21 protein-coding genes and 1 riboswitch are annotated in these 22470 nt (G+C 71.1%); of the genes, 7 read left to right on the top strand and 14 right to left on the bottom strand.

Going from position 1 to position 22470, the window contains the following annotated elements; all coding sequences use genetic code 11:
• Positions 1–221 precede the first annotated feature (221 nt).
• On the bottom strand, positions 222–1022 hold the full coding sequence (locus IF67_RS0118410; protein ID WP_078889493.1) for a PucR family transcriptional regulator: 801 nt from the start codon (positions 1020–1022) through the stop codon (positions 222–224).
• A 637-nt stretch (positions 1023–1659) separates the two neighbouring features.
• Between IF67_RS0118410 and IF67_RS0118405 the strand changes: the two genes are divergently transcribed.
• The 3 genes from IF67_RS0118405 (at position 1660) to IF67_RS0118395 (ending at position 5039) form a co-directional block, all read left to right on the top strand.
• The gene (locus tag IF67_RS0118405) at positions 1660–2349 is read left to right on the top strand and encodes a hypothetical protein (protein ID WP_234341181.1); all 690 of its coding nucleotides are present in this window, start codon (positions 1660–1662) and stop codon (positions 2347–2349) included.
• On the top strand, positions 2346–3896 hold the full coding sequence (locus IF67_RS0118400) for an NADH-quinone oxidoreductase subunit NuoF family protein (protein WP_030986954.1): 1551 nt from the start codon (positions 2346–2348) through the stop codon (positions 3894–3896). Before IF67_RS0118405 ends, IF67_RS0118400 begins: the two co-directional genes overlap by 4 nt.
• A gap of 186 nt (positions 3897–4082) precedes the next feature.
• Entirely contained in the window at positions 4083–5039 is a 957-nt protein-coding gene (locus IF67_RS0118395; protein WP_030986952.1) for an SCO0930 family lipoprotein, read from the top strand.
• On the opposite strand, the gene IF67_RS0118390 is transcribed toward IF67_RS0118395, so the two are convergent.
• The 4 genes from IF67_RS0118390 to IF67_RS0118375 form a co-directional block, all read right to left on the bottom strand.
• Positions 5017–6594, bottom strand: coding sequence for a sodium:solute symporter family protein (locus IF67_RS0118390; protein ID WP_037839539.1), 1578 nt, complete (start codon positions 6592–6594; stop codon positions 5017–5019). The two genes, IF67_RS0118395 and IF67_RS0118390, sit on opposite strands and share 23 nt — an antisense overlap.
• Positions 6591–6824: a DUF3311 domain-containing protein gene (locus tag IF67_RS0118385; RefSeq protein WP_051818229.1), complete on the bottom strand. Its 234-nt coding sequence runs from the start codon at positions 6822–6824 to the stop codon at positions 6591–6593. The genes IF67_RS0118390 and IF67_RS0118385 overlap by 4 nt, the downstream gene beginning before the upstream one ends.
• Before the next feature lie 32 nt (positions 6825–6856).
• Positions 6857–7642 (bottom strand): class E sortase, encoded by a 786-nt coding sequence (locus IF67_RS0118380; RefSeq protein ID WP_158713111.1) that lies wholly within the window; start codon positions 7640–7642, stop codon positions 6857–6859.
• Positions 7643–7711: 69 nt separating this feature from the next.
• Positions 7712–9064 carry a DUF445 domain-containing protein gene (locus IF67_RS0118375; protein WP_030986945.1) on the bottom strand — a complete coding sequence of 451 codons (1353 nt, stop codon included), beginning with the start codon at positions 9062–9064 and terminating at the stop codon, positions 7712–7714.
• Positions 9065–9365: 301 nt separating this feature from the next.
• Between IF67_RS0118375 and IF67_RS0118370 the strand changes: the two genes are divergently transcribed.
• Entirely contained in the window at positions 9366–10676 is a 1311-nt protein-coding gene (locus IF67_RS0118370; protein WP_030986943.1) for an SGNH/GDSL hydrolase family protein, read from the top strand.
• A 26-nt stretch (positions 10677–10702) separates the two neighbouring features.
• On the opposite strand, the gene IF67_RS0118365 is transcribed toward IF67_RS0118370, so the two are convergent.
• The 4 genes from IF67_RS0118365 to IF67_RS0118350 form a co-directional block, all read right to left on the bottom strand.
• Positions 10703–11383 (bottom strand): DUF1707 SHOCT-like domain-containing protein, encoded by a 681-nt coding sequence (locus IF67_RS0118365; RefSeq protein WP_030986941.1) that lies wholly within the window; start codon positions 11381–11383, stop codon positions 10703–10705.
• A 9-nt stretch (positions 11384–11392) separates the two neighbouring features.
• On the bottom strand, positions 11393–12418 hold the full coding sequence (locus IF67_RS0118360; RefSeq protein WP_107050245.1) for an ABC transporter ATP-binding protein: 1026 nt from the start codon (positions 12416–12418) through the stop codon (positions 11393–11395).
• A 59-nt stretch (positions 12419–12477) separates the two neighbouring features.
• Positions 12478–13242 carry an ABC transporter permease gene (locus IF67_RS0118355; RefSeq protein WP_107050247.1) on the bottom strand — a complete coding sequence of 255 codons (765 nt, stop codon included), beginning with the start codon at positions 13240–13242 and terminating at the stop codon, positions 12478–12480.
• Positions 13243–13321: 79 nt separating this feature from the next.
• Complete coding sequence (locus tag IF67_RS0118350; RefSeq protein WP_030986935.1) at positions 13322–14119, bottom strand: ABC transporter permease; 798 nt, start codon at positions 14117–14119, stop codon at positions 13322–13324.
• Between the two features lie 287 nt (positions 14120–14406).
• On the opposite strand from IF67_RS0118350, the gene IF67_RS0118345 reads away from it, so the two are divergent.
• Positions 14407–16614 carry a transglycosylase domain-containing protein gene (locus IF67_RS0118345; RefSeq protein ID WP_037839536.1) on the top strand — a complete coding sequence of 736 codons (2208 nt, stop codon included), beginning with the start codon at positions 14407–14409 and terminating at the stop codon, positions 16612–16614.
• A 140-nt stretch (positions 16615–16754) separates the two neighbouring features.
• Here IF67_RS0118345 and IF67_RS0118340 read toward each other — a convergent pair whose 3' ends face one another.
• The 3 genes from IF67_RS0118340 to IF67_RS0118330 all read right to left on the bottom strand — a co-directional run bounded on the left by IF67_RS0118340 (position 16755) and on the right by IF67_RS0118330 (position 18031).
• Complete coding sequence (locus IF67_RS0118340; protein WP_030986932.1) at positions 16755–17075, bottom strand: DMT family transporter; 321 nt, start codon at positions 17073–17075, stop codon at positions 16755–16757.
• A gap of 33 nt (positions 17076–17108) precedes the next feature.
• A riboswitch (guanidine-III (ykkC-III) riboswitch) is annotated at positions 17109–17181 on the bottom strand.
• Between the two features lie 84 nt (positions 17182–17265).
• Complete coding sequence (locus tag IF67_RS0118335) at positions 17266–17568, bottom strand: GroES family chaperonin (RefSeq protein ID WP_048828920.1); 303 nt, start codon at positions 17566–17568, stop codon at positions 17266–17268.
• 142 nt (positions 17569–17710) lie between these two features.
• Complete coding sequence (locus IF67_RS0118330; RefSeq protein ID WP_030986929.1) at positions 17711–18031, bottom strand: DUF3618 domain-containing protein; 321 nt, start codon at positions 18029–18031, stop codon at positions 17711–17713.
• Positions 18032–18255: 224 nt separating this feature from the next.
• On the opposite strand from IF67_RS0118330, the gene bcp reads away from it, so the two are divergent.
• Positions 18256–18723, top strand: coding sequence for a thioredoxin-dependent thiol peroxidase (gene bcp / locus IF67_RS0118325; RefSeq protein WP_030986927.1), 468 nt, complete (start codon positions 18256–18258; stop codon positions 18721–18723).
• Here bcp and IF67_RS0118320 read toward each other — a convergent pair.
• Together IF67_RS0118320 and IF67_RS0118315 are read right to left on the bottom strand one after the other, a co-directional pair.
• Positions 18704–19975 carry a sensor histidine kinase gene (locus IF67_RS0118320; protein ID WP_037839535.1) on the bottom strand — a complete coding sequence of 424 codons (1272 nt, stop codon included), beginning with the start codon at positions 19973–19975 and terminating at the stop codon, positions 18704–18706. The two genes, bcp and IF67_RS0118320, sit on opposite strands and share 20 nt — an antisense overlap.
• Complete coding sequence (locus IF67_RS0118315; RefSeq protein WP_030986924.1) at positions 19975–20481, bottom strand: hypothetical protein; 507 nt, start codon at positions 20479–20481, stop codon at positions 19975–19977. Before IF67_RS0118315 ends, IF67_RS0118320 begins: the two co-directional genes overlap by 1 nt.
• A gap of 341 nt (positions 20482–20822) precedes the next feature.
• On the opposite strand from IF67_RS0118315, the gene IF67_RS0118310 reads away from it, so the two are divergent.
• Positions 20823–22361 carry an MFS transporter gene (locus IF67_RS0118310; protein ID WP_030986922.1) on the top strand — a complete coding sequence of 513 codons (1539 nt, stop codon included), beginning with the start codon at positions 20823–20825 and terminating at the stop codon, positions 22359–22361.
• Positions 22362–22470: the final 109 nt, after the last annotated feature.

Genomic DNA, 22470 nt, shown 5'->3' with positions numbered 1-22470 from the left:
GCTTCCCCAAGGAGGTATCCCCTAAGAGACTCACGGGCGTCCCCGGAGACGTGCCCCCTGAAGGACTCACGGCCCCCTGGGACATGACAAAGCGGCGGCCCCGACCCGGATTCCCGGGGGTCGGGGCCGCCGCTCTGCACCTGGAGGCTGTCGCGGTACCGGAAGGCTCTCGCCGTACCGGCCGGCCGTCAGCTCAACGGGCTCGGTGGGTCAACCGTGCCTCAAAGACCGTTGACGCGGGCCTCGCGGGCAACGCCCAGCGGGCGTATGGACGAGGCGACGGCCCGCGCCCGGCGGCCGGCCCGTGCGCGGTAGCTGCGGACATGCGCCATCAGACGGCGGCTGCGCAGCGCCATCTCCAGCTCGAAGCGGGTACGCGGATCACGCAGCACCGGACCGAAGAGCTTCTCGATCTGGCGCAGGCGGTAGCGCACCGTCTGCGGGTGCACATGCAACAGCTTCGCCGCCTCCGGTGCTCCGCCGCCCTCCAGCCACGCCAGCAGCGTGACTTCGAGCCGCTCGCTCTGCCGGGGCGTCAGCTCCTCCAGCGGGCCCAGCCAGCGGGACGTCAGCGCGTCCGCCAGCGACTCGTCCTGGAGCAGCAGGAGCGCCGAGAGATGGTCGTCGACGAACGCGGGCCGCGACTCCGGGCCGACCCGGCCGGGAGCCAGCGTCAGCAGATAGCGGGCCCACCGCAGCGACGACGCGGTGTCGGTGGCCGGGACGACGTGTCCGACCGCGGCCGGCCTGCCCTTGAGCGCCGCCTCCAGGCGGGCCCGGGTCTGGGTGGCCGGGTCGGGGACGAACAGACAGGTGTACCCGTCGACGGAGCCGATGAGGGCATGCCCGAGCGCCGCGGCGAGTTGGGCGGCTTCTGCGGGAGTGGCGAGGACCACGGCCTGGAGGGTCTCGGGGATCGGCCAGCCCGCCGCGCGGGACAGGTCGGCCAAGCCCTCCTCCGGCAGCTCCCGTTGTCCGGCGAGCACATCGAACAGGTCCTGACGGGCCCGGGCAACAGGCATCGGAGTCACAACGGACGGTACTGCCCGAGGTTTACTCTCCGACTCTTTTTGGTACCCAAGAACTGTCAGCAAGGCCTGTTCAAGTGCCCATTGTGCCTCTTCTACGGGAGTATCCCCGAGAAGTGCGGACAATGCGGGAAATCCGCGTTGCAACTCCGCGACCAACTTGTCGGCGAGATCCGGAAGTTCATTTCTGACTACCCGGTTCCACTCGCCTCGTGGACGCGACCAGATGCGGTTCAGGAGATCACACATCGCTACCTCGATCCTGGCGGGGATGCGGCTGTTACTGGGGATTGGCGCCCCCCGTGCGCCTGAGTCGGCATCATCCGGAGTCACCCCGCGGGACCGCGATGCCAGTGCAGGAATTTGTCACAGCGCGATAAACCTTACGAAAGCCTGAACGCGTTCGGAGATGCTTTTACACATCCGGATTACGGCCCTGCGTATCCGACCGGTTACAGAATGTTTAGTGTTACCGGGGGTCACCGGAACAAAAGCCCCGGGCAAATTACGCCCCCGGGAGATTTCATCGAAATTCGCATCCCGCACCCGCGCCCTGACACCGGGAGGTCCGATGTCCGCACCGCGTATGCAGAGCCGACGCGCCGCACACCGAGCCCGGCCTTCGCCTTTCGTGCCTCGCCCCCGGCGCCCCCCGAACGAACCCGGGCCGTCGGCCCGCCGACCGGCCGGCGGCTTCGCCGGAACTGCCGCGCTCCGCCCGGCGCTTCCGGCCGCACTGCTGCTCTTCCTCGCCGTCATGCTGCGCTCCGGCGCGATGGACGGCCTGATGAACTTCCTCGACTTCGGCGCCGGGGTGCTCGCGCTGGTCTCCCTGTCGGTCACCGTGCTGTGGGGCCTGGCCGCCACCGACCGGATGGTGCTGAAGTCCGGCCACCGGCTGCTCGCCCAGGCCGTGCACCGCGGCACCGGCGTCGCCGGCCTCGGCTTCCTCGGCCTGCACATCTGGGTCAAGGTCACCGAGGGCCACACCGATGCGATGGCCGCCGCGGTGCCCTTCACCGATGGCGCCCGCCCCGGCCTCATCGGCCTCGGCACCCTCGCCGCCTACGTGTTCATCGCCGTCGCGGTGACCGGCGCGGTGCGCGGCGCCTTCACCGGCATCACCGCTTCCCGGTGGTGGCGGGCGCTGCACATGAGCGCGTACGCCGCCTGGGGGCTGGCCCTGGTGCACGGCCTCAGGGCGGGCCGCCCCGCGGCCGGCTATGCCCTCGTCGGCTATGCCATCTGCCTCGTCGCGGTGGCCGTACGACTCGCGCTGCGGATGCGCGACTCACGCAGGAACACAGGAGAACTCCCATGACCGCCCCCGCCCCTACCCGCCCGCTCCCGGCCGTCCCCGGCCCGGAGCCCGTACCGACGCTGGCGTCCTTCGGCCCGCCCCGGCTGCTGGCCGGCCTCGACGAGATGCCGCGCATGGACCGGGTGGCGCATCTGTCCCGGCACGGCAGCCTGCCCCAGCTCAACTCCACGGAGCTGGTGGCGCTGGCCGAGGACATCGATCTGCGCGGCCGGGGAGGTGCGGGTTTCCCCTTCGCCCGCAAGCTGACCGCCGTCATGGACGGGATGCACAAGGCCGACGGCAAGGGCGCGGTGGTCGTCAACGGCAGCGAGGGCGAGCCCAGCTGCCTCAAGGACACCGCGATGCTGCTGCACGCGCCGCACCTGGTGATCGACGGCGCCCTGCTGGCCGCCGACGCCCTGGGCGCCCACGAGGTCGCCATCGGGGTGACCCGTATGGACGTCCTGAGCTCCGTGCAGCGCGCGATCGACGAACGGGGCCCGGTGCGGCCGACGTTACGGGTCAGCCTGCTGACCGAACGGTTCGTCACCGGCGAGGGCTCCGCGATGACGAACGGGCTGAGCGGCGGCCCCGGCCTCCCCTCGGGCCGCAAGATCCGCTCCAGCGAACGCGGCCTGAACGGTGTGCCGACCCTGCTGTCGAACACCGAGACCTACGCCCAGCTCGCCGTGGCCGCCCGGCTCGGCGCGCTCGGCTACCGCACCGCGGGCCTGCCGACGGAGCCCGGCACACTGCTGCTGACCGTCGCCGGCAGCATGGTCGTGGAGGTCCCCTACGGGGTTTCGCTGGCCCGGGTCCTGGCGCTGTGCGGCATGGACCAGGGCCAGGGCGTGCTGATCGGCGGCTACCACGGCACCTTCGTGTCCCCGACCGACGCACTGACCGCGAAGCTGTCGAAGGAGTCGCTGGCCGAGTACAAGGCGGTGCTCGGTGCCGGTGCGGTGCTGCCGCTGCCGTACGACACCTGCCCCGCAGGCGAGACGGTACGCGTCGCACAGTGGATGGGCGCCGAATCGGCCGGCCAGTGCGGCCCCTGCGTGCTGGGGCTGCCCGCGCTCGCCGAGCAGCTCGACCGCGCCGTACGGGGCGGCGGTGCCGGCGCCCTGGAAGCCGTACAGACGCGGATGCGGGCCGTCGAGAAGCGCGGCGCGTGCAGCCATCCGGACGGCACCTCGCGCTTCGTCGCCTCGGCCCTCGGCGCCTTCCCCGAGGAGTTCGAGCGTCATGCGCAGGGGTTCGGATGCGGCCGCCAGGTGACCGGCGCGCTGCCGGTCACCGGGAGCCGGCCGCTGCCGTCCACCGTGCCCACGCCGCCGTCCGCCCCGCACAAGACCGCCGCGCCGCCGCAGGAACGGCTGCTGGTCGACTGGACGCTGTGCCGCGGCCACGGCCTGTGCGCGGATGTGGTGCCCGGCATCATCAAGCTGGGCCCGGACGGCTATCCGGAGAAGGCCAGCATGCCGCTGCCGGCCCGGATGCGGCGCCGTGCGCAGCTCGCGGTGCGCCGCTGCCCGGCACTCGCGCTGCGGGTACAGGGCGGCAACTGAGGCGTGGGGCAGGGTTTTTGCCCGCGGAGAAAATTCTTCGGCTCCGTTGAACGCCCGGCACCCCGTAGCCCGTATTCCCCCGGCGACGGCACCCCGCCGGGGCCCCGGGCCACCACGGCACCCGGGCCGCCTTCTCAGCCACCACCTCAGCAAGCGACGAAATCACCACCCGACAGAGGAGACATCATGATCACTCGACGTCGTGCGGGTCTCGCGGCCACGGCGGTCGCCACCCTGGCCCTGACCGCCGCCTGCGGCAGCAGCGGCAACCAGAGCGCCGGCACCCCCACCACCGACAACGTCCAGCCCGCAGGACAGGGCACCAGCGACTACGGCTACGGCTCCTCAGGCGGCGGCCAGGCGGGCGGCGACACCGCCAACACCGGCGGCAAGGCCCCGCAGGCCGCGCCCAGCGCCGGCACGCTGGCCCTGCACCAGGACGCCAAGCTCGGCCCGGTCGTCACCGACTCCAAGGGCATGACCCTCTACCGCTTCGACAAGGACACCCCGGACCCGTCGAAGTCCAACTGCTCCGGCTCCTGCGCCACCACCTGGCCGGTGGTCCCCGCCGACGGCGCCAACGCCCCGGCCGGTATCGACAAGAGCAAGCTCGGCTCGGTCACCCGCGCCGACGGCACCAAGCAGCTCACCATCGGCGGCTGGCCCGCCTACCGCTTCGCCAAGGACACCAAGCCCGGCGACACCAAGGGCCAGGGCGTGGGCGGCACCTGGAACGCGCTGGCCGCCGACGGCAAGAAGGCCGGCGCCCAGAAGCCCGGCGATGTCTCGGTGTTCGACCACCCCCAGCTCGGCTCCCTCCTCGTCGACGGCAAGGGCCGCACCCTCTACCGCTTCAACAAGGACAGCGCCTGGCCGATGAAGTTCGGCTGCAACGACGCCTGCCTGGACACCTGGAAGCCCGCCAAGCCCGCCGACCGCTCCAAGCTCAACGGCATCGCCCCCAAGCTCATCAGCACCGTCACCCGCCCCGACGGCACCCGTCAGCTGGCCGTCGACTGCTGGCCGGTCTACTGGTTCACCGGCGACGAGCAGCCCGGTGACATCAACGGCCAGGGCAAGATGGGCCTGTGGTTCGCGGTTTCCAAGGAGGGCAAGAAGATCACGACGACACCGGAGGGCTGACCGTCCCGCCCTGCGGCAACGCACCGTCCCGGGGGAACTCGTCCTCCAGCGCCAGCACCTCGGCGTCCGGCCTCTCGTCCGTATCGCGCGGCCCCAGCCAGGTGACCAGGAGCGCCACCGCCACATTCACGGCGAGAGCGACGATCCCCGCGTTCATCCCCCAGACCGGGTCGTGTCCCCCGAAGACCAGGACACAGACGAGCGCAAAGCCCGCCACCAGGCCGCTCACCGCGGCGCATCGCGTCAGCCGCCGCCACACCAGCCCCAGCAGCAGCATCGGCACGAGCTGCGCCATGCCCTCGTACGAAATCAAGGACAGCCGGACGAGGGTGTCGGGGGCGGTGTAGGTCAGCAGCAGCGCCAGCGCGCCGGCCACCACCACGACCAGCTGCGACCACAGCTTCTGCCGCCCGCCCGACGCCCCCGGGCGTCCTTCCCCGGAAGCCTCCCCGGCTGCCCCGCCACCCGGACGCGACAGCGCGCCCAGCACGCTCCTCCCCCACATCGTGCCGATGACCAGCATGAAAACGGCCATCGGCACGATGGAGGAGAGGGCGGCGGCCACCCCGATCAGCCCCACGGCCCAGGCCGGAAGGGAGTCCACCACCAGCTTGAACAACGCGAGATTGGAGTCCGCGCCCACCAGCCCGGGCACCACGAACAGCGCCGCCATCCCCAGCAGCATCGGCACGAACAACAGCACGTTGTAGAAGGGCAGGTACATCGCGTTGCGGCGCAGCGCATCGGCGTTGCGGGCGCCCAGATAGCCCGCCACGGTCGTCGGGAAGATCACCACGGTAAGGGAGTTGACCACGGTGGTGGTGATGAACCAGACCGAGCCCAGACCGCCCGACGCGTGGCCCGGGAAGGCCAGCCACTGCGGCTTCTCGGCGACTATGCGGTCCAGGAACGGGCCGTAGCCGTCGAAGTAGTGCAGCGGCACATAGACCGCGAGGAACCCGAGGGTGCCGATGACGAGAATGTCCTTGAGCACCGACACCCAGGCGCTGCCGCGCAGTCCGCTCACCACGACGAAGCCGGTGGTGACGGCGAAGGCCAGGAAATAAGCCCAGTTGAGACTGATGGCGCCGTAGGAAATCGTGGACACGACCACGCCCATGCCGGTGATCTGGAGCTGGATGTACGGCAGCAGGCAGACGGTGGCCAGCAGGGCGACGGCGGCGCCGAGCCAGGGCGACCGGTAGCGGTGCGCGATCATGTCGGTGATGCCGACCAGGCCGTGCCGGCGGGCGTAGGCCCACAGCATCGGCCCGACGACGTACCCGAGCGCATAGCCGCAGGACATATAGGCCAGGACGTAGAGCACCGGGGCGCCGAAGTTGTAGCCCCAGCCGGCCGCGCCGAGGTAGCTGAAGCTCGTATAGCTCTCACCGGCCATCAGCACCCAGATGAAGACGGTCCCCAGGCTCCGGCCGCCCACCGACCACTCCGTCAGCCCCCCGCCGGAGCCGCGGCCGCGCACCGCGAGCAGGCCGAGGACGACGGTGAGCACCATGAACCCGCCGAACACGGCGGTGGCCACCGTGGCGTTCATACCCGGCCCCGCTTCAGGTCGCCGCGTCGCGCCAGCCACACCGACAGCGGTGTCGCCAGCGTCGCCACCAGCATCCAGAAGAACAGGAACGGCAGACCGAGCACGGTCGGTGTCACCCGGTTCACCAGCGGCAGCGCCGCCAGGAACAGCACATACGGCAGCAGCAGCCACAGCAGCGCGGGGCGCTTTCTCGAACCCGGGGTCCGCCCGGCGCGGGACTCGTTTCGCACGGGGCGAGAGCCTAGGCGACGCGCCGCCGCCCTCACCGTGACTGTGTCGACCGCAACACTCCCCAGACCACCAGCCGGTAGGTGGACGTGTAGGCGGGCGTACAGGTCGTCAGGGTGAGATAGGAGCCGGGCGCCGGGAAGCGGTAGGAGGGGTGCACGCTGCTGTACGGGACCGTGGCGAGGACCGTGCCGTCGGCGGGTGTGGTCCGCGCCAGGATGCGCCGGACGGCATAGGTGTAGCGGGCCTCGGCGGTGTCGATGAGGACGGTGTCGCCGGTCCGCAGCCGGTCGAGGTGGCGGAACGGCTCGCCATGGGTGTTGCGGTGCCCGGCCAGCGCGACATTGCCGGCCTCGCCGGGCTGCGCGCTGTGCGGATAGTGGCCGGCATAGCCCTTGTTGAGGACCGCGGCCTTGCCGACGCCCTGGGCGACGGGCGCGGTGAGGCCGATCCGGGGAATGCGCAGGACGGCGTAGGCGAGGTTCCGGCCGGGCGGCAGGGGCCGGCCGGCGGTGCGGTGGGCGGGCGTACCGGACGGCGGGGCGCTCTCCGGTGTCCGCGCCGCTGCCTCGTCGTCACCGGCCGCCCGGGGCGCGGCGGGTGACGGCGGCCCCGCGTCCCACTGCCGCTCCAGCCGCGTCACCTGGTCGTGTGCCGCGTGCTGCGCCTGACGGTTGGTCCACCACAGCTGGTGCACCACGAGCAGCAGGAGGACGGCGCCGAGCGTCACGGCCAGCTCCGCACCCGTCCACAGCGCCCGCGCGGCACGGGAGCGACGGGTGCGCCGCCCCTGTACGACTACCGGTATCCGCTCCCGCACGCGGGCACCGTAAGCCCTGCGGGCACAAGCCACCAGAGGCGGCGCACGGTCCGGCCGGCGGACGGGGGGTCAGCCGCCGAAGGCCTGCGAGACGGCGTAGATGGCGAGCCCGGCCAGTGCGCCGACGACGGTGCCGTTGATGCGGATGAACTGAAGGTCACGGCCGATGTGCGCCTCGATCTTCTTCGAGGTGTGCTCGGCGTCCCAGCCGGCGACGGTGTCGGTGATCAGGGACGTGATCTCGCTCTGATAGGTCGTCACCACATAGACGGCCGCGCCCTCCAGCCAGCCGTCCACCTTGTCCTGAAGCCGCTCCTCGGCGGCCAGCCGCCGGCCGAGGGACAGCAGCCCCGCCCGCACCCGCAGCCGCAGTTCGCTGCGCTCGTCCTCGGCGGCGGCAACGATCATCGCGCGCACCGAGCCCCAGGCCGAGGCGATCAGATCCTGCACCTCGCCGCGCCCCAGCACCTCGGACTTCAGCCGCTCGACCTTGGCCCGGGTCTCCGCGTCGGACTGAAGATCGCCCGCGAAGTCCCGCAGGAAACGGTCGATCGCGCCGCGCGCCGGATGCTCGGGCATGTCCCGCATCTCGGTGACGAAGCGCATCAGCTCCTTGTAGACCCGGTCGCCCACCCTGCGGTCGACGAACCTCGGGGTCCATCCGGGCGCACCGCCGGAGACCGCGCTCATGACGGAGTCGCCGTGCTCGACCAGCCAGTCGTGGGCGCGGGAGATGACCAGATCCACCACCCGCTTGTGGCCGCCCTCGGCGACGATCCTCTCCAGCATCGTGCCGATACCGGGCGCGATCTCCTGGGCGTTGGCGCGGCGGGTGATCGCCTCGCCGACCACCGCCTGCACATCGGAGTCGCGCAGCACGGTCAGCGCGCCGCGCAGTGCGGTGGAGAGCTCGGCGGTGACCCGGTCGGCGTTTTTGGGTTCGGCGAGCCAGCCGCCGACCCGGCGGCCGATGCCGACGGAGCGCAGGCGGTGGCGGACGACCTCACCGGAGAGGAAGTTCTCCCCGACGAAATCACCCAGGCTCTGACCCAGTTGGTCCTTTTTGGTGGGGATGATGGCGGTATGCGGGATGGGCAGGCCCATCGGCCGCTTGAACAGTGCGGTGACCGCGAACCAGTCGGCCAGCGCACCGACCATCCCGGCCTCCGCGGCCGCCGCGACGAACCCGGTCCAGCCGCCCGCCCCGGAGGCCCCGGCCCATTTCGCCAGGACGTAGACCAGCGCGACGGCCAGCAGCAGACCGGTGGCGAGTGTCTTCATCCGGCGTACGGCACGCCGGCGCTCCTCGTCGGCGGCGCCGTAGGTGAAACCACCGGCCGCCGCGGGCCGGCCCGCCGACGCCACGTCCGGCGCCTGCGCCCGTTCCGCTCTCGGCGCCGTATCCGCTTTTGTGCGTTCCATCCGCTCCACCGCTCCCACCGTGCCCCCCGCCATCCATCCGGACCGTCCTGCTCCCCGCACCGGCCGACGGTCCGGCCGTAGTCCCACTGTGACCTACTCCTGGAACGAACCACGAGTTCCCCGCGTCCATGCCATGGAGGCATCGACCGGCATCGACCGGCATCGACGGGGCGCCCTGCGGCACACCTGAGGTCCGTGGGATCATGAGGGACCGATCGGACCGCAACGGTGCCGCTGATCATCCGCTGCCCTTGCCCGCCCGGAGCGTGCTGCTCCGCTTTACCCAGGAGACCCCTCCCGCATGAAGAAAAGTGTGGGTTACTCCCTGCTCGCCGGTCTGGCGGCAGTGGTGGTGCTGATCTCGACCGCGATATTCGTCGGCTTCGGCAGCGATGACGACGGGCTGGGCAGTTCCTCGCACAAGCCGCGCGACCCGGCGGCGCCGGCGGTCTCCGGGCAGTGGGTCGGCACCTGGTCGGCGGCCGCGGCGGCGGCCGAGCCCGGCACCCTCAACGGCTACGCGGGCATGTCGATACGCAACGTCGTGCACACCAGCGTCGGCGGCTCCGGTGTCCGCATCCAGCTCTCCAACCTCTACGGCACCCGCCCGCTGGTGGTCAGCCATGCCACCCTGGCGCTGGCCGCGGCCCCCAGCAACCCCACGGCCGCGAGCGGCACCATGCGGCGGCTGTCCTTCGGCAGCAAGCCCGCGGTGACCATCCCGGCGGGCGGCGCGGTCACCAGCGACCCGACCCGGCTGAAGGTGCCGGGCGACGCGGACCTGCTGGTCACGACGTACTCCCCGTCCCCCTCGGGGCCCGCCACCTATCACCCGTACGCCCGGCAGACCTCCTACCTGGCGCGCGGCGACCGGGCCGAGGACGCCACCGGCGCGGCCTACACCGAGCAGAGCCCGTACTGGCGCTATCTGACCGGTGTGGACGTGTGGAGCACCCAGGCCCGGGGCTCGGTCGTCGCGATCGGCGACTCGATCACCGACGGCATCACCTCCACCGCCGGCGCCAACCACCGCTGGACGGACTTCCTCGCGGCGCGGCTGCGCACCGAGCCCGGCGCGCCCCGCTACGGCGTCCTCAACCAGGGCATCAGCGGCAACCGTCTGCTGGTCAACGGCTCCAAGTTCTCCCCGAACAACGGGCCCAGCGTGCTCTCCCGCCTGGAACGCGACGCGCTGTCGCGTACCGGAGTGAAGGCGGTGATCGTCGAGATCGGGCTGAACGACCTGTTCAAGACGCCGCGCCAGCTCGACCCGCAGAAGATCGCCGAGGGCATGCGGCAGGTCGTCCGGGAGGCGCACGCGCGCGGACTGCGCGTCACCGGCAGCACCCTTACGCCGTTCGGGGGGCACCGCGGTTACTCCAACCTGCTGAATTCGGTGCGCGAACAGGTCAACCGCATCATCCGCTCCGGCGCCGTCTACGACGAGGTCGTGGACTTCGACAAGGCGCTGCGCGACCCGTCGGCACCGGTGCGGCTGCGGCCCTCCTACGACTCCGGTGACCATCTCCACCCGAGCGACGAGGGCTTCCGGGCGATGGCCGCCGCAGTGAACCTCGCCCACCTCAAGCTGGCCGCGCCCGCCTCGCTCTAGGTGTGTTGTCCGGAGCACACGCCACCTCAGTCCAACTCCTTGCGGGGGCTGTCCGCCAGGCGGCGCCGCTCCTCCTTCAGGCGGCGCTTCTCGGCCCTGAGCAGCTTGCGTTCGACGCCGACGCCGCCCATCAGCGCCAGCCCCTTGACGATCACCCGGGGCGCGCCCGGATCGCCCGGCACCCCGTCCTCACCCGCGTCGAAGCCGCCCATGATGCCCAGTCCGCGCACATCGACCTCGACGCCCGGCGGCACCACGATGTTCACCCCGCCCATGACCGCCCAGCAGGTGATGACGACTTCGGGCCCGGCGAAGTTCGCCTCGCGCAGATCGATCTCCCCGCCGCCCATGAGGCAGGCGGCCGTGAACCGGCGTCCGATCGTCCACCGGCCCTTGCGCTGGAAGCCGCCCAGGAGGGCGATGCCGACCGCGGAGCCCTCCGTGCCGCTGACGATCCGCTCCGACCACGGCGTCGGCGCCCCGCTCTCCTTGCGCAGCGACAGCGGCGCGGGGCCGGCCGCGGCCACCGGCAGATCGGCGGTGAGCGGCTCCAACTCCCCGTAGGTGCGGGCCTTGTACGCCGCGTCGAGCCGCTCGTCGAACTCCTCCATCGCCAGCCGCCCTTCCGCGACGGCGTCCCGCAGGATCTCGGCGACCCGCTCACGGTCGGCGTCGGAGGCGCGCAATTCAGGGAGGTCTTCAGTCATACGGACACATTAGAGCGCCGAGCCCCCGTTGCTCCCGCTCCGCCCGGCATCCGCCCGCATCCCGCCGCCCGCGTACAGTTCGGCGATCAAGGTCTCGATCTCCGGCTCCCGCACCGACAGATCCACCAGCGGATAGCGCGCGGCGACCGCCGCGACCAGCGGCGCCGCGCTCTGCGACGCCGGGAACGCCAGCCACTGCCGGGGCCCGTCCACCTTGACCGTACGGGCGCCCGGTACGCCCTCGATCGGCGGCAGTTCCCGCTCCAGGTCCACCACGAGCGTGCGCTCCCCGTCACCGGCCGCCCGCAGCCCGTCGAGCCCGCCGTCGTAGACCAGCCGGCCGTGGTCGATGACCATCACCCGGCGGCACAACTGCTCGATGTCGGTGAGGTCGTGGGTGGTCAGCAGGACCGTGGTGCCCCGCTCGGCGTTCACCTCGCGCAGGAACCCCCGCACCTTCGCCTTGCTGATCACATCGAGGCCGATGGTCGGCTCGTCGAGATACAGCACCTCGGGGTCGTGCAGCAGCGCCGCCGCGATATCGCCGCGCATCCGCTGCCCCAGCGACAGCTGCCGCACCGGCACGGCCAGCAGCGGGCCCAGGTCCAGCAGCTCGACACAGCGTTCCAGGTTGGCGCGGTAGAGGGCGTCCGGTACCCGGTACATCCGCCGCACCAGCTCGTAGGAGTCCTTGAGCGGCAGGTCCCACCACAGGGTGGTGCGCTGCCCGAAGACCACCCCGATCCGGCGGGCGAGGCGGGTGCGTTCGCGCGCCGGGTCGATACCGGCGATCCGCAGCCTGCCGCCGCTGGGCACCAGAATGCCCGTCAGCATCTTGATGGTGGTGGACTTCCCGGCGCCGTTCGGGCCGATGTAGCCGACCATCTCACCGCGCGGCACCCGGAAGGAGATGCCGTCCACCGCCCGGACCTCCTGCCGCACCCGCCGCAGCCGGCCCGCCTTGCGCCGCACCGAGAAGACCTTCTCGACGCCGTCCACCTCGATCAGCTGCGGTGCCCCGGCGGTATCGCTCACCACGTGCCTCCTCCGTCATCCCGTTCGTGTGCGTTCGTACGCCCTGACTTGACGTTTCGTCAGCTGCCCGTGCTGCGGTACGCCCGGAGCCCCAGCCGCCACGCCAGCCCCGCCCCCGCACACATCAGCGCCGCCACCACGGGCCCCATGAAGTCCACCCAGCCCGGCAGCCCCAGCGGATCGGGCCGGCCCAGCAGCCGCAGCGCGGGCAGCCAGTTCACAAAGGCCAGCGGGACGAGGAAGGTGACACCGCGCACCAGTTCCCTGGCGAACACCGTCGGCGGGTACTGGAGCATCGCGTTGCCCCCGTAGGTAAAGGAGTTCTGCACCTCGGCCGCGTCCTGCGCCCAGAACTGGAAGGCGGCGCCCGCCGTGAAGACCGCCGCGAAAATGGCCGCTCCGCACAGCGCCATCAGCGGCACCATCAGCACCCGGCCCAGCGTCCAGTCCACCTGGAGAAGGGGCAGCGACCAGCCGAGCACCAGCAGCGCCTGGGTGATCCGGCCCAGCCTGCGCAGCGCGAAGCGGTCCGCCGCGATCTGCGCGAAGACCGGTACGGGGCGCAGCAGCAGGGTGTCGAGGGTGCCGTCCCGCACCCGCCGGCCCAGCCCCTCGACGCTGCCCAGCAGCAGATCCGCCAGCCCCAGCGAGACACCGGACGTCCCATACAGAAAGGCCACTTCGGGCAGCGAGAACCCGCCGAGGGCATCGATCCGCGAGAACATCAGCATGATCGCGACGAAGTCCAGCCCGTTGGCCGCGAAGTTGCCGACCGCCATCATCACGAACGAGGTCCGGTAGGCGAGGGCCGAGCGTACCCACATCCGTACGATCAGCCCGTACGCGAAGAGCCCCTGGACGACCCGGCCCCTCCCGTCGCCGGCCCACTCCCCCGGCCCGCCGCTAGCCACCGTGCACCACCACCTTGCGGGTCGCCGCCGACTGCACCAGCCGTCCCAGCGCCAGCAGCGCCACCCCCCACGCGGCCTGGAACACCAGGCCCCGCCACAGCGCGCCCCCGCTGCGCGCACCCACCAGCACATCGGCCGGCACCTGGAGGACCGCCGCCCACGGCAGCACCTGGGCCACCTCGCCCAGGGCGCCGGGGAAGACCCGCAGCGGCAGCACCATCCCCGAGAAGAACATGCAGGCCAGGCCGCTGATCAGGGCCAGCCCCGCACCGTCGAGGAGCCAGAACGAGGCCAGCGCGACGAGATAGCGCAGCGCGAAACTGACCAGCACCCCGAACAGCACCGACAGCAGGAAACAGCCCCAGGTCAGCGGATCACCGGGCAGCGCGAGCGGAAAGGCCAGGGCGCCCACCGCCATCGGCACCACCCCGCGGCCGATCAGCTGAAGCCCGGCCCGCCCCAGATCCGCGGCCAGCCACCACAGCTGGAGATCCGCGGGCCGGTAGAGGTCCACCGCGATGTCGCCGGTGCGGATCCGCTCCTGGAGCTCGTCCAGGCCGCCGCCGCCCATCAGCGCCGCGGTGGCCAGCAGCGCCTGCGCCGTCCACACGAAGGCCAGTGCCTGCGCCTGGTCGTAGCCGCCCAGATGCGGCCGCTCGTCCCACAGTGCGATATAGGTGTAGGCGACGATGAAGCCGAAGACGGTGTTGGTGAACACGCCGGCCACGGTGGCGATCCGATAGGTGGCGTACCGCCGGAAGCTGCCGGCCGCCACCGCGACGTACCACACGACCCGTTCCCCCAGCCCCGTTGTCGTCGGACGGACAAAACACCGGAGCCTAATGTCGCGGGCGCGGCGGGCGCCATCGCATTATCACCGCTTCGGGTGAGCCGTGGCGGCCGTTCAGCCGGTCGGCCTACGGACTTCGGTGTGTGCCAACCCGCCCGACCGGGGCACATGATGCGAGAGTTTCCCAACGGGCGGCAGTTGCTCTGGCGGCGTACCGCGCGAAACCCCCGACACGACACGACCGCCGCAGTACAACCTTCGGCGGCGGCCGAGGAGTCCTTACCGACATGAGCGGACAACGCACAGGCTGGCGCCGTGTCCTCCCCACCTGGCGCATGGTGCTGGGCACCGTGCTGCTGTTCCTGCTGCTCGTCGTCGGCGGGCTGGTCGCCGGCTATCTGCTCGTCGGCATCCCTGCGGCCAACAGCGCCGCCAAGGCCCAGAGCACCGTCTACCTCTACTCCGACGGCTCCGAGCTGGCCCGCGACGGCGAGGTCAACCGGCAGAACGTCAAACTCAGCCAGGTCCCGAAGTCCGTCCAGCAGGCCGTACTCGCCGCCGAGGACCGGGATTTCCACTCCGAGTCCGCGGTCGATCCCGCCGCGATGCTGCGCGCCGCCTGGAACACCGTGACCGGCAAGGGCAAACAGTCCGGCTCCACCATCACCCAGCAGTACGTGAAGAACTACTACCTCGGCCAGGAACAGACCGTCACCCGCAAGGCCAAGGAATTCTTCATCGCCATCAAGCTGGACCGCGAGGTGAGCAAGGACAACATCCTGGAGGGCTACCTCAACTCCAGCTACTACGGCCGCAACGCCTACGGCATCCAGGCCGCCGCCCAGTCCTACTACGGCCGCAACGCCGAGCAGCTGACCCTCGCCCAGGGCGCCTATCTCGCCACCCTCCTCAACGCCCCCAGCGCCTACGACATCAGCGCCCACCCCGGCAACCGCGCACGGGTACTGGCGCGCTGGCACTACGTCCTGGACGGCATGGTGTCGCAGAAGTGGCTCAGCAAGGCCGACCGGGCCGCGCTGGAGTTCCCCATGCCGCAGCCCGCCAAGCCCTCCGCGGGGCTGTCCGGCCAGCGCGGCTACCTCGTCGAGGCGGTCAAGAACTACCTCACCGACAACGAGATCCTCGACGAGGACACCCTGCGGGCCGGCGGCTACCGCATCACCACCACCATCAGCAAGAAGCGCCAGAACGCCTTCGTCAAAGCGGTCAACACCCGGGTGATGGACCGCCTCGACGACTCCCGGAAGGTCGACGGCTACGTCCGGGCCGGCGGCGCCTCCATCGACCCCGCGAGCGGCCGGGTCGTCGCCCTCTACGGCGGCATCGACTACGCCCAGCAGTTCGTCAACGGCGCCACCCGCCGCGACTACCAGGTGGGCTCCACCTTCAAGCCGATCGTCTTCGCCTCCGCCGTACAGAACAACTCCACCACCCAGGACGGCGAGCGGATCACCCCCAACACCGTCTACGACGGCACCAACAAGCGGATGACGGTCAGTCACGGCTCCCGCACCGGTTTCGCGCCCGCCAACGAGGACGACCGCTCCTACGGCCCGATCACCGTCACCGAGGCCACCGACAAATCCGTCAACGCCGTCTACGCCCAGCTGGGCATCGACGTCGGCCCCGCCAAGGTCAAGGCCACCGCAGTCGACCTGGGCATTCCCGCCGACACCCCCAGCCTCGCCTCGTCCGAGGGCGCGATCTCGCTGGGTACCGCCACCCCCAGCGTCCTGGACATGACCCAGGTCTACGCCACCCTCGCCCACCACGGCACCCACCGGCCGTACAGCCTCGTCGACAAGGTCACCAAGAGCGAGGAGGACCTCGAACTGCCCGAGCGCGAGGAGACCACCGCGATCCCGCGCGCGGCCGCCGACACCACCACCTCGATCCTGCGCAGCGTCGTCGACGGCGGCACCGGCACCGCCGCGCAGGGCGCCGGGCGGCCCGCGGCCGGCAAGACCGGCACCGCCGAAGAGGACAAGGCCGCGTGGTTCGCGGGCTACACCCCCGATCTCGCCACGGTCGTCGCGGTGCTGGGACAGAACCCGAAGAGCGCCGCCCAGGAGCCCCTGTACGGCGCGGGGGGCCTCTCCCGGGTCAACGGCGGCGACTACCCCGCCCAGATCTGGGCCGACTACACCGCGGCCGCGCTGAACGGGCGCCCGGTCCGCGACTTCGACCTGCAACTGGCGGAGGGCGCGGAGCCGGTGTCACCCTCGCCGTCCGGCAGCGACTCGGCCTCGCCCAGCGCGTCGGGCGCGCCGTCCACCGGCCCGACCGGATCCACCACCCTCCCCACGCCGCCCACCGGCGCCCCGACGACCCCTCCGACCGTCGAACCGCCCACCCCCACCCCCGCCACCGAGCCCGCACCGACCACCGAGCCCACCAACGATTTCCCGACGGTGGCGCCCCAGAGCGGCGACGACCTGGAGCAGCGGATGCGGTGGAGGTGGGGCGACGGGTAAGGGCCGGAGGCAGGGCGTGCGCCCGTAGGGGGGCGCCGTACGGGGACGCGGGGAGCCGCAGAGGGACGCGGGGAGCGCCATACGGGGGACGCGGGAAGTGCCGTACGGGTGGCGGCCGCCAGGAGTGCGCGGACCTACCGTCAGTGCCCGGACGTCGCCTTGAGCCCGACGACCGCCACCAGCAACAGGCAGATGAAGAAGATCCGGGCCGCCGTGGCCGGCTCGCCGAGCACCATCATGCCGACCACCGCCGCACCGGCCGCGCCGATGCCGACCCACACGCCGTAGGCCGTCCCTATCGGCAGGGTCCGGGCCGCGTACGAGAGCAGCAGCATGCTGGCGACGATGCCCGCGCCGGTGAAAACGCTGGGCCACAGTCGGGTGAAACCGTCGGTGAACTTCATTCCGACCGACCAGCCGACCTCCAGCAGGCCGGCGGCCATGAGCAGGATCCATGCCATGACGGGCACCTCCGCGAAAAGAGCTTCAACAGGGGTGCGTCGTCTTGTCCTGACCCGGTACGGCGCGTCTCGTCGGGTGCGTCCCGAGGCTAGCAAAGGGCAGCGGAACGGGCGGTGACCGCGGTCACCGCCCGTTCCGGGGGCTACAGGTTATGGGGCCACAGGTCCCGGGGGCCACAGGTCCCGGGGGCTACAGATACAGCCCGGTCGCGTCCTCCGCGCCCTCCAGCCGCTCCGCGGCCACCGCATGCAGATCGCGCTCGCGCATCAGCACATACGCCACCCCGCGCACCTCGACCTCGGCCCGGTCCTCCGGGTCGTACAGCACCCGGTCCCCGACCTCCACGGTCCGCACGTTCTGCCCGACCGCGACCACCTCGGCCCAGGCCAGGCGACGGCCGACCGCCGCGGTCGCGGGAATGACGATGCCCCCCGACGAGCGGCGCTCGCCCTCGGGGATGTCCGTCCGGACCAGCACACGGTCGTGCAGCATCCGGATCGGCAGCTTGTCGTGGGTGTCCTTGGTGTTATTCGGGCTCACGGCATGACCGTACCTGCCCGGCGACGCCCGGCACGCACCACGGGCCGCCCCGGGGCCGGCCGTGATCCGTCAGGCGCGCGCTGCGGGAGCGCCCTCAGCAGCGCCGCTTGGAGGCACGCAGCGTCAGCAGGCCGACCACGGCCACACCGACCATCGCCACCGGAATGATCCGCTCCAGTCGCGGCGCCCCGTCCTCCGACACCAACTGGGCCCGCACGTCCGTGAGCGCACGATTGGCGGCCACATACGCCCGCCCCGCCGTACGGTCCACGGCGGCCGACGCCCTCGCCTTGGCATCGTCCATGATCGTCTTCGGGTGCAGCCGCACACCGATCTCGTCGAGCGTGACGGCGAGCTCCTGCCGCCTGCGGACGATATCCGCCTCGATCTGCGTCGGGGTCCTGGCTTCCGCCACCGCGCTGCCTCCGTCGTCTCGCGCCGATGCGTACGAGGGCCGGGCACGAGCCCCGTACGGAACCGGCCACCTGGCTGACTGCCGATTCGTGATGGACAGTCTGTCAGCTCATGCCCCCCTGCGCCCCACAGCACCCCCGTTTCGCACCCCCGAGACGCCCCCGGCACCGTTCCGCGCCCCGGCTGGCTAGTGTCGGGGCGTACGGACCCACGCTAAGGAGAGCCATGAGCGAGCGACTACAGCCCGGCGACACCGCCCCCGCCTTCACCCTGCCCGACGCGGACGGCAAGCAGGTCTCGCTCGCCGACCACAAGGGGCGCAAGGTCATCGTGTACTTCTACCCGGCCGCCCTGACCCCCGGATGCACCAAGCAGGCCTGCGACTTCACGGACAACCTCGACTTCCTCGCCGGCCACGGCTACGACGTCATCGGCATCTCCCCCGACAAGCCGGAGAAGCTCGCCAAGTTCCGCGAGAAGGAAGAGCTCGAGGTCACCCTGCTCGGCGACCCCGACAAGGAGGTCCTCACGGCCTACGGCGCCTTCGGCGAGAAGAAGCTCTACGGCAAGACCGTCACCGGCGTCATCCGCTCCACCGTCATCCTCGACGAGCAAGGCAAGGTCGAGCGCGCCCTCTACAACGTCAAGGCCACCGGCCATGTCGCCAAGATCATCAAGGACCTGGGGCTGTAGGGCACGCCGTCCCCACCCGGTCCGGCAGTTCCAGCACCGCTTCGGCGCCGCCCTCCGCGGCGGCGCCGAAGTCCAGCCGCGCCCCCAGCACATGTGCCTGCCCGGCCGCGATCGTCAGCCCCAGACCGTGCCCGGTCCCCCGCTCCGGCGCCGCCGTACGGAACCGCCGCGGCCCCTCCGCACACAGCTCCGCCGGATAGCCCAGGCCGTGATCGCGCACCACGATCCGCGACCCCGCCACCACCACCTCGATCGGCGGCTTGCCGTGCTTGGCCGCGTTGGCCAGAAGATTCACCAGCACCCGCTCCACCCGCCGCCGGTCCGTCTCCACGATCCGCGGCTCCCCCTCCACGGTCACCGACACCTCGTCCACCCCGCGCTGCCGCGCCGCCCGCTTCACGATCCCGCGCACCAGCGACGGCAGCTCACAGGCGTCCACATCCGCCCGCTCCACCCCCGCGTCCAGCCGCGAAACCTCCAGCAGGTCCTCCACCAGCCGCCGCATCGCCTGCGCCCGGTCCTGCACCATCTCCACCGCCCGCGGCTGCGGCAACAGCTCCGCGGCGGCCACCAGACCGGCCACCGGCGTCCGCAGCTCATGCGCCACATCCGCGGTGAACTCCCGCTCCGCCTGCGCCTGGGCCGCCAGCGACGTCGCCATGTGATGCACACTGCGGCCCAACTCGGCCACCTCGTCGCGGCCGTGACTCGCCAGCGCATCCGCGTCGGGCGCCTCCCCCGCCGCGATCCGCCGCGCCGCCGCCGCACTCATCCGCAGCCGCCGCGACAGCCGCTGCGACACGAACCACGACACCACCGCCATCAGCGTGACCGTGCCGCACCCCGCGATCAGCAGCGCCCGGTTCAGCGCCAGCTGCGTCGGATCGTCGTCCGGATACGGCGCCGACACCGACAGCGTCCGCATCGAAGCCCCCTCGCCGCCGTCGCCGACCCCGGTCGCCGCCCACACCCGCGGATCCTCACCGCCGCTGATGTACGTCCCCGACTGCTTCCTGAACACCGCTTCGCGCAACGGCGACGGCAGCGTCGCATCGTCCAGCTGCGCGCCCAGCGCACGCGTGCCGTCCCGCTCGTAGATCTGTAGCGCCGAACTCAGCCGGTCGTCCTGATACGCCCGCGCCGACCGCTCGCGCTCGACATCCGCTATGTGCTGCACCGCGAACCCGAGCACCACCACGGCCAGCGCCGTCATACACGAAATGGCCAGGGCGATCCGGCCTCGAATGCCCATCACGCGAGGGTGTACATCTCCGTCGTGTCACCGAGCGGCGTCGAGCCCTCGTAGGTCACCTCGAGACCGGTGAACACCTGCCCGCCGTCGACCGCCTTCGGCCCGTAGAGCCGGAAGGTCGCCGGGAAACCCCCGTCCCTGCCCACGCCCGCACCGGCCTTCTCCACCTGCACCACACCGACCCCCAGAGCCTCGCGCGAACCGTAGTACTTCCACGCGATCCCGGTCGCCACCATGCCGGCATCCTTGCAGGTCAGCGTAATCACATGGGGTTTGGACTCCGGCGCGCCGACCCCGCAGTCCCGGACACCCGGCAGGCCCCCCGACCGCTTGCCGTCCTCCTTCACGTCCTGCACCGCGGACGTCTTCGGCGCGGCATCCACCGCCGACGCACGGTCCGACGCCTGGCCGAACCACACCCCGCCGGCCGTCAGCGCCGTCACCACGGCAAAGGCCACCAGCGCGGTGCGCCCCCGGATCCAGCGGGACCCTTCGCGGTCGGTCATCACGATCTCCTCCCGGGGACCACGCCCCGTACCCCCACCCCGCAACACGAATGCCGCACCCGGCGCCCCACTCTCCCGTGCCCCGGACACAGGCTGATTGCCCCAACGCTGCGGTGACCGCTCGGCTGTGTACCAGTCCTGTAACAAGCCCTGTCGCACCTCTGGCGCTGCCCCGCTCCGCCCCTGCTCAGAGCGCCTTCCGGTACTCCGGGAGGGCCAGCCGCGCGTGACGTATCTCGCTTCGTCCGGCCAGAGTGGTTTTAAGTGGCGCTCCACTGCGCAGGCGCACCTGTCGTATCCCCACCGCGCACCGCGCGGTGACCGACCGAGAGGACCGCCTCGTGCCGACCGGCAGCACCGAAGCAGAACCCGTTCCCGACCCGGACCGGGAAGCGCTCAAGCGCCACCGGGTGCTCTTCCGTGCCGTCGCCCGGCGCAAGAACCCCAAACTGCGGCGCACCGACATCACCGTCACCGACGAACCCACCGTCAAGCGCGCCGTGAAGGCCGCCGCGCTCGGTAACGCCATGGAATGGTTCGACTTCGGGATCTACAGCTATCTCGCGGTCACCATCGGCAAGGTCTTCTTCCCCGGCGGCAGCGACACCGCCAGCCTGCTGTCGTCCTTCGCGACGTTCGCCGTGGCCTTCCTCGTACGCCCCATCGGCGGCGCCTACTTCGGCCCGCTCGGCGACCGCGTCGGCCGCAAGAAGGTCCTCGCCCTCACCATGATCATGATGGCGCTGGGCACCTTCTGCATCGGCCTGATCCCGTCCTACGACACCATCGGCTTCTGGTCGCCCGTCCTGCTCATCCTCTTCCGCCTCGTCCAGGGCTTCTCCACCGGCGGCGAGTACGGCGGCGCCTCCACCTTCATCGCCGAATACGCCCCCGACAAGAAGCGCGGCTACTTCGGCAGCTTCCTGGAGATGGGCACCCTCATCGGCTACACCGGCGCCGCCGGCATCGTGCTGCTGCTCAACACCACCCTCGGCGACGACGCCATGCTCCACTGGGGCTGGCGCCTCCCGTTCCTGATCGCCGGCCCGCTCGGCCTGGTGGGTCTCTACCTCCGGGTCAAGCTCGACGAGACCCCGGCCTTCCAGAAGTTCGAGGCCTCCCACACCCACAGCGCCACCGGCTCCGTCGTCGAGGCCGAGGCCGAGTTCTCGCACCTCTCCGAGAACGCCCCCAAGAAGAAGATCGGCGAGATCTTCACCCAGCAGTGGCCCACCCTCATCCTCTGCATCGCCCTGGTCGGCGCGTACAACATCACCGACTACATGCTGCTGTCGTACATGCCGACGTACCTGACGGACACCCTCCACTACGAGGAGTCCCACGGTCTGCTGATCCTCCTCGGCACGATGCTCGCCCTGATGTGCGTCATCAGCACCGTCGGCAAACTGAACGACCGCTACGGCCGCAAGCCCCTCCTGATGGCCGGAATGCTCGGCTTCTTCATCTTCGCGATCCCGGCGTTCCTGCTGGTCAAGCAGGGCAGCATCCCCGCCGTCTGCGGCGGTATGGCGCTGCTCGGACTCTCCCTGGTCTGCCTCCTGGGCACCATGTCCGCCGCCCTGCCCGCCCTCTTCCCCACCAGCGTCCGCTACGGCTCGCTCTCCATCGGCTACAACCTGGCGGTCTCCCTCTTCGGCGGCACCACGCCCCTGGTGATCACCGCCCTCATGGACGCCTTCCACGGCAACGTCATGGTCCCCGCCTACTACACGATGGGCGCCGCCCTCGTCGGCGTCATCGCCGTGGCCTGCATGAAGGAAACCGCCCAGCAGCCCCTCGAAGGCTCCCCGCCCTCCGTGGCCACCAAGGAAGAAGCCGTCGAACTCATCGAGTCCCAGACACCGGAACCGCGCTTCTGACCTGTCTGGCACAGCACAACAAGGGGCCTCGGGGAATCCTCCCCGAGGCCCCTTCCTCCTTTTCCGCCACCCGCCGTAACCGCCCCCACGTTCGATCGTTGTTCTGTTC

It is taken from the genome of Streptomyces sp. NRRL S-1813, assembly GCF_000719605.1.
GTDB lineage: Bacteria > Actinomycetota > Actinomycetes > Streptomycetales > Streptomycetaceae > Streptomyces > Streptomyces decoyicus.
Note: the sequence above shows the minus strand (reverse complement) of the source record. Positions and strands in the feature narration are given on the sequence as shown.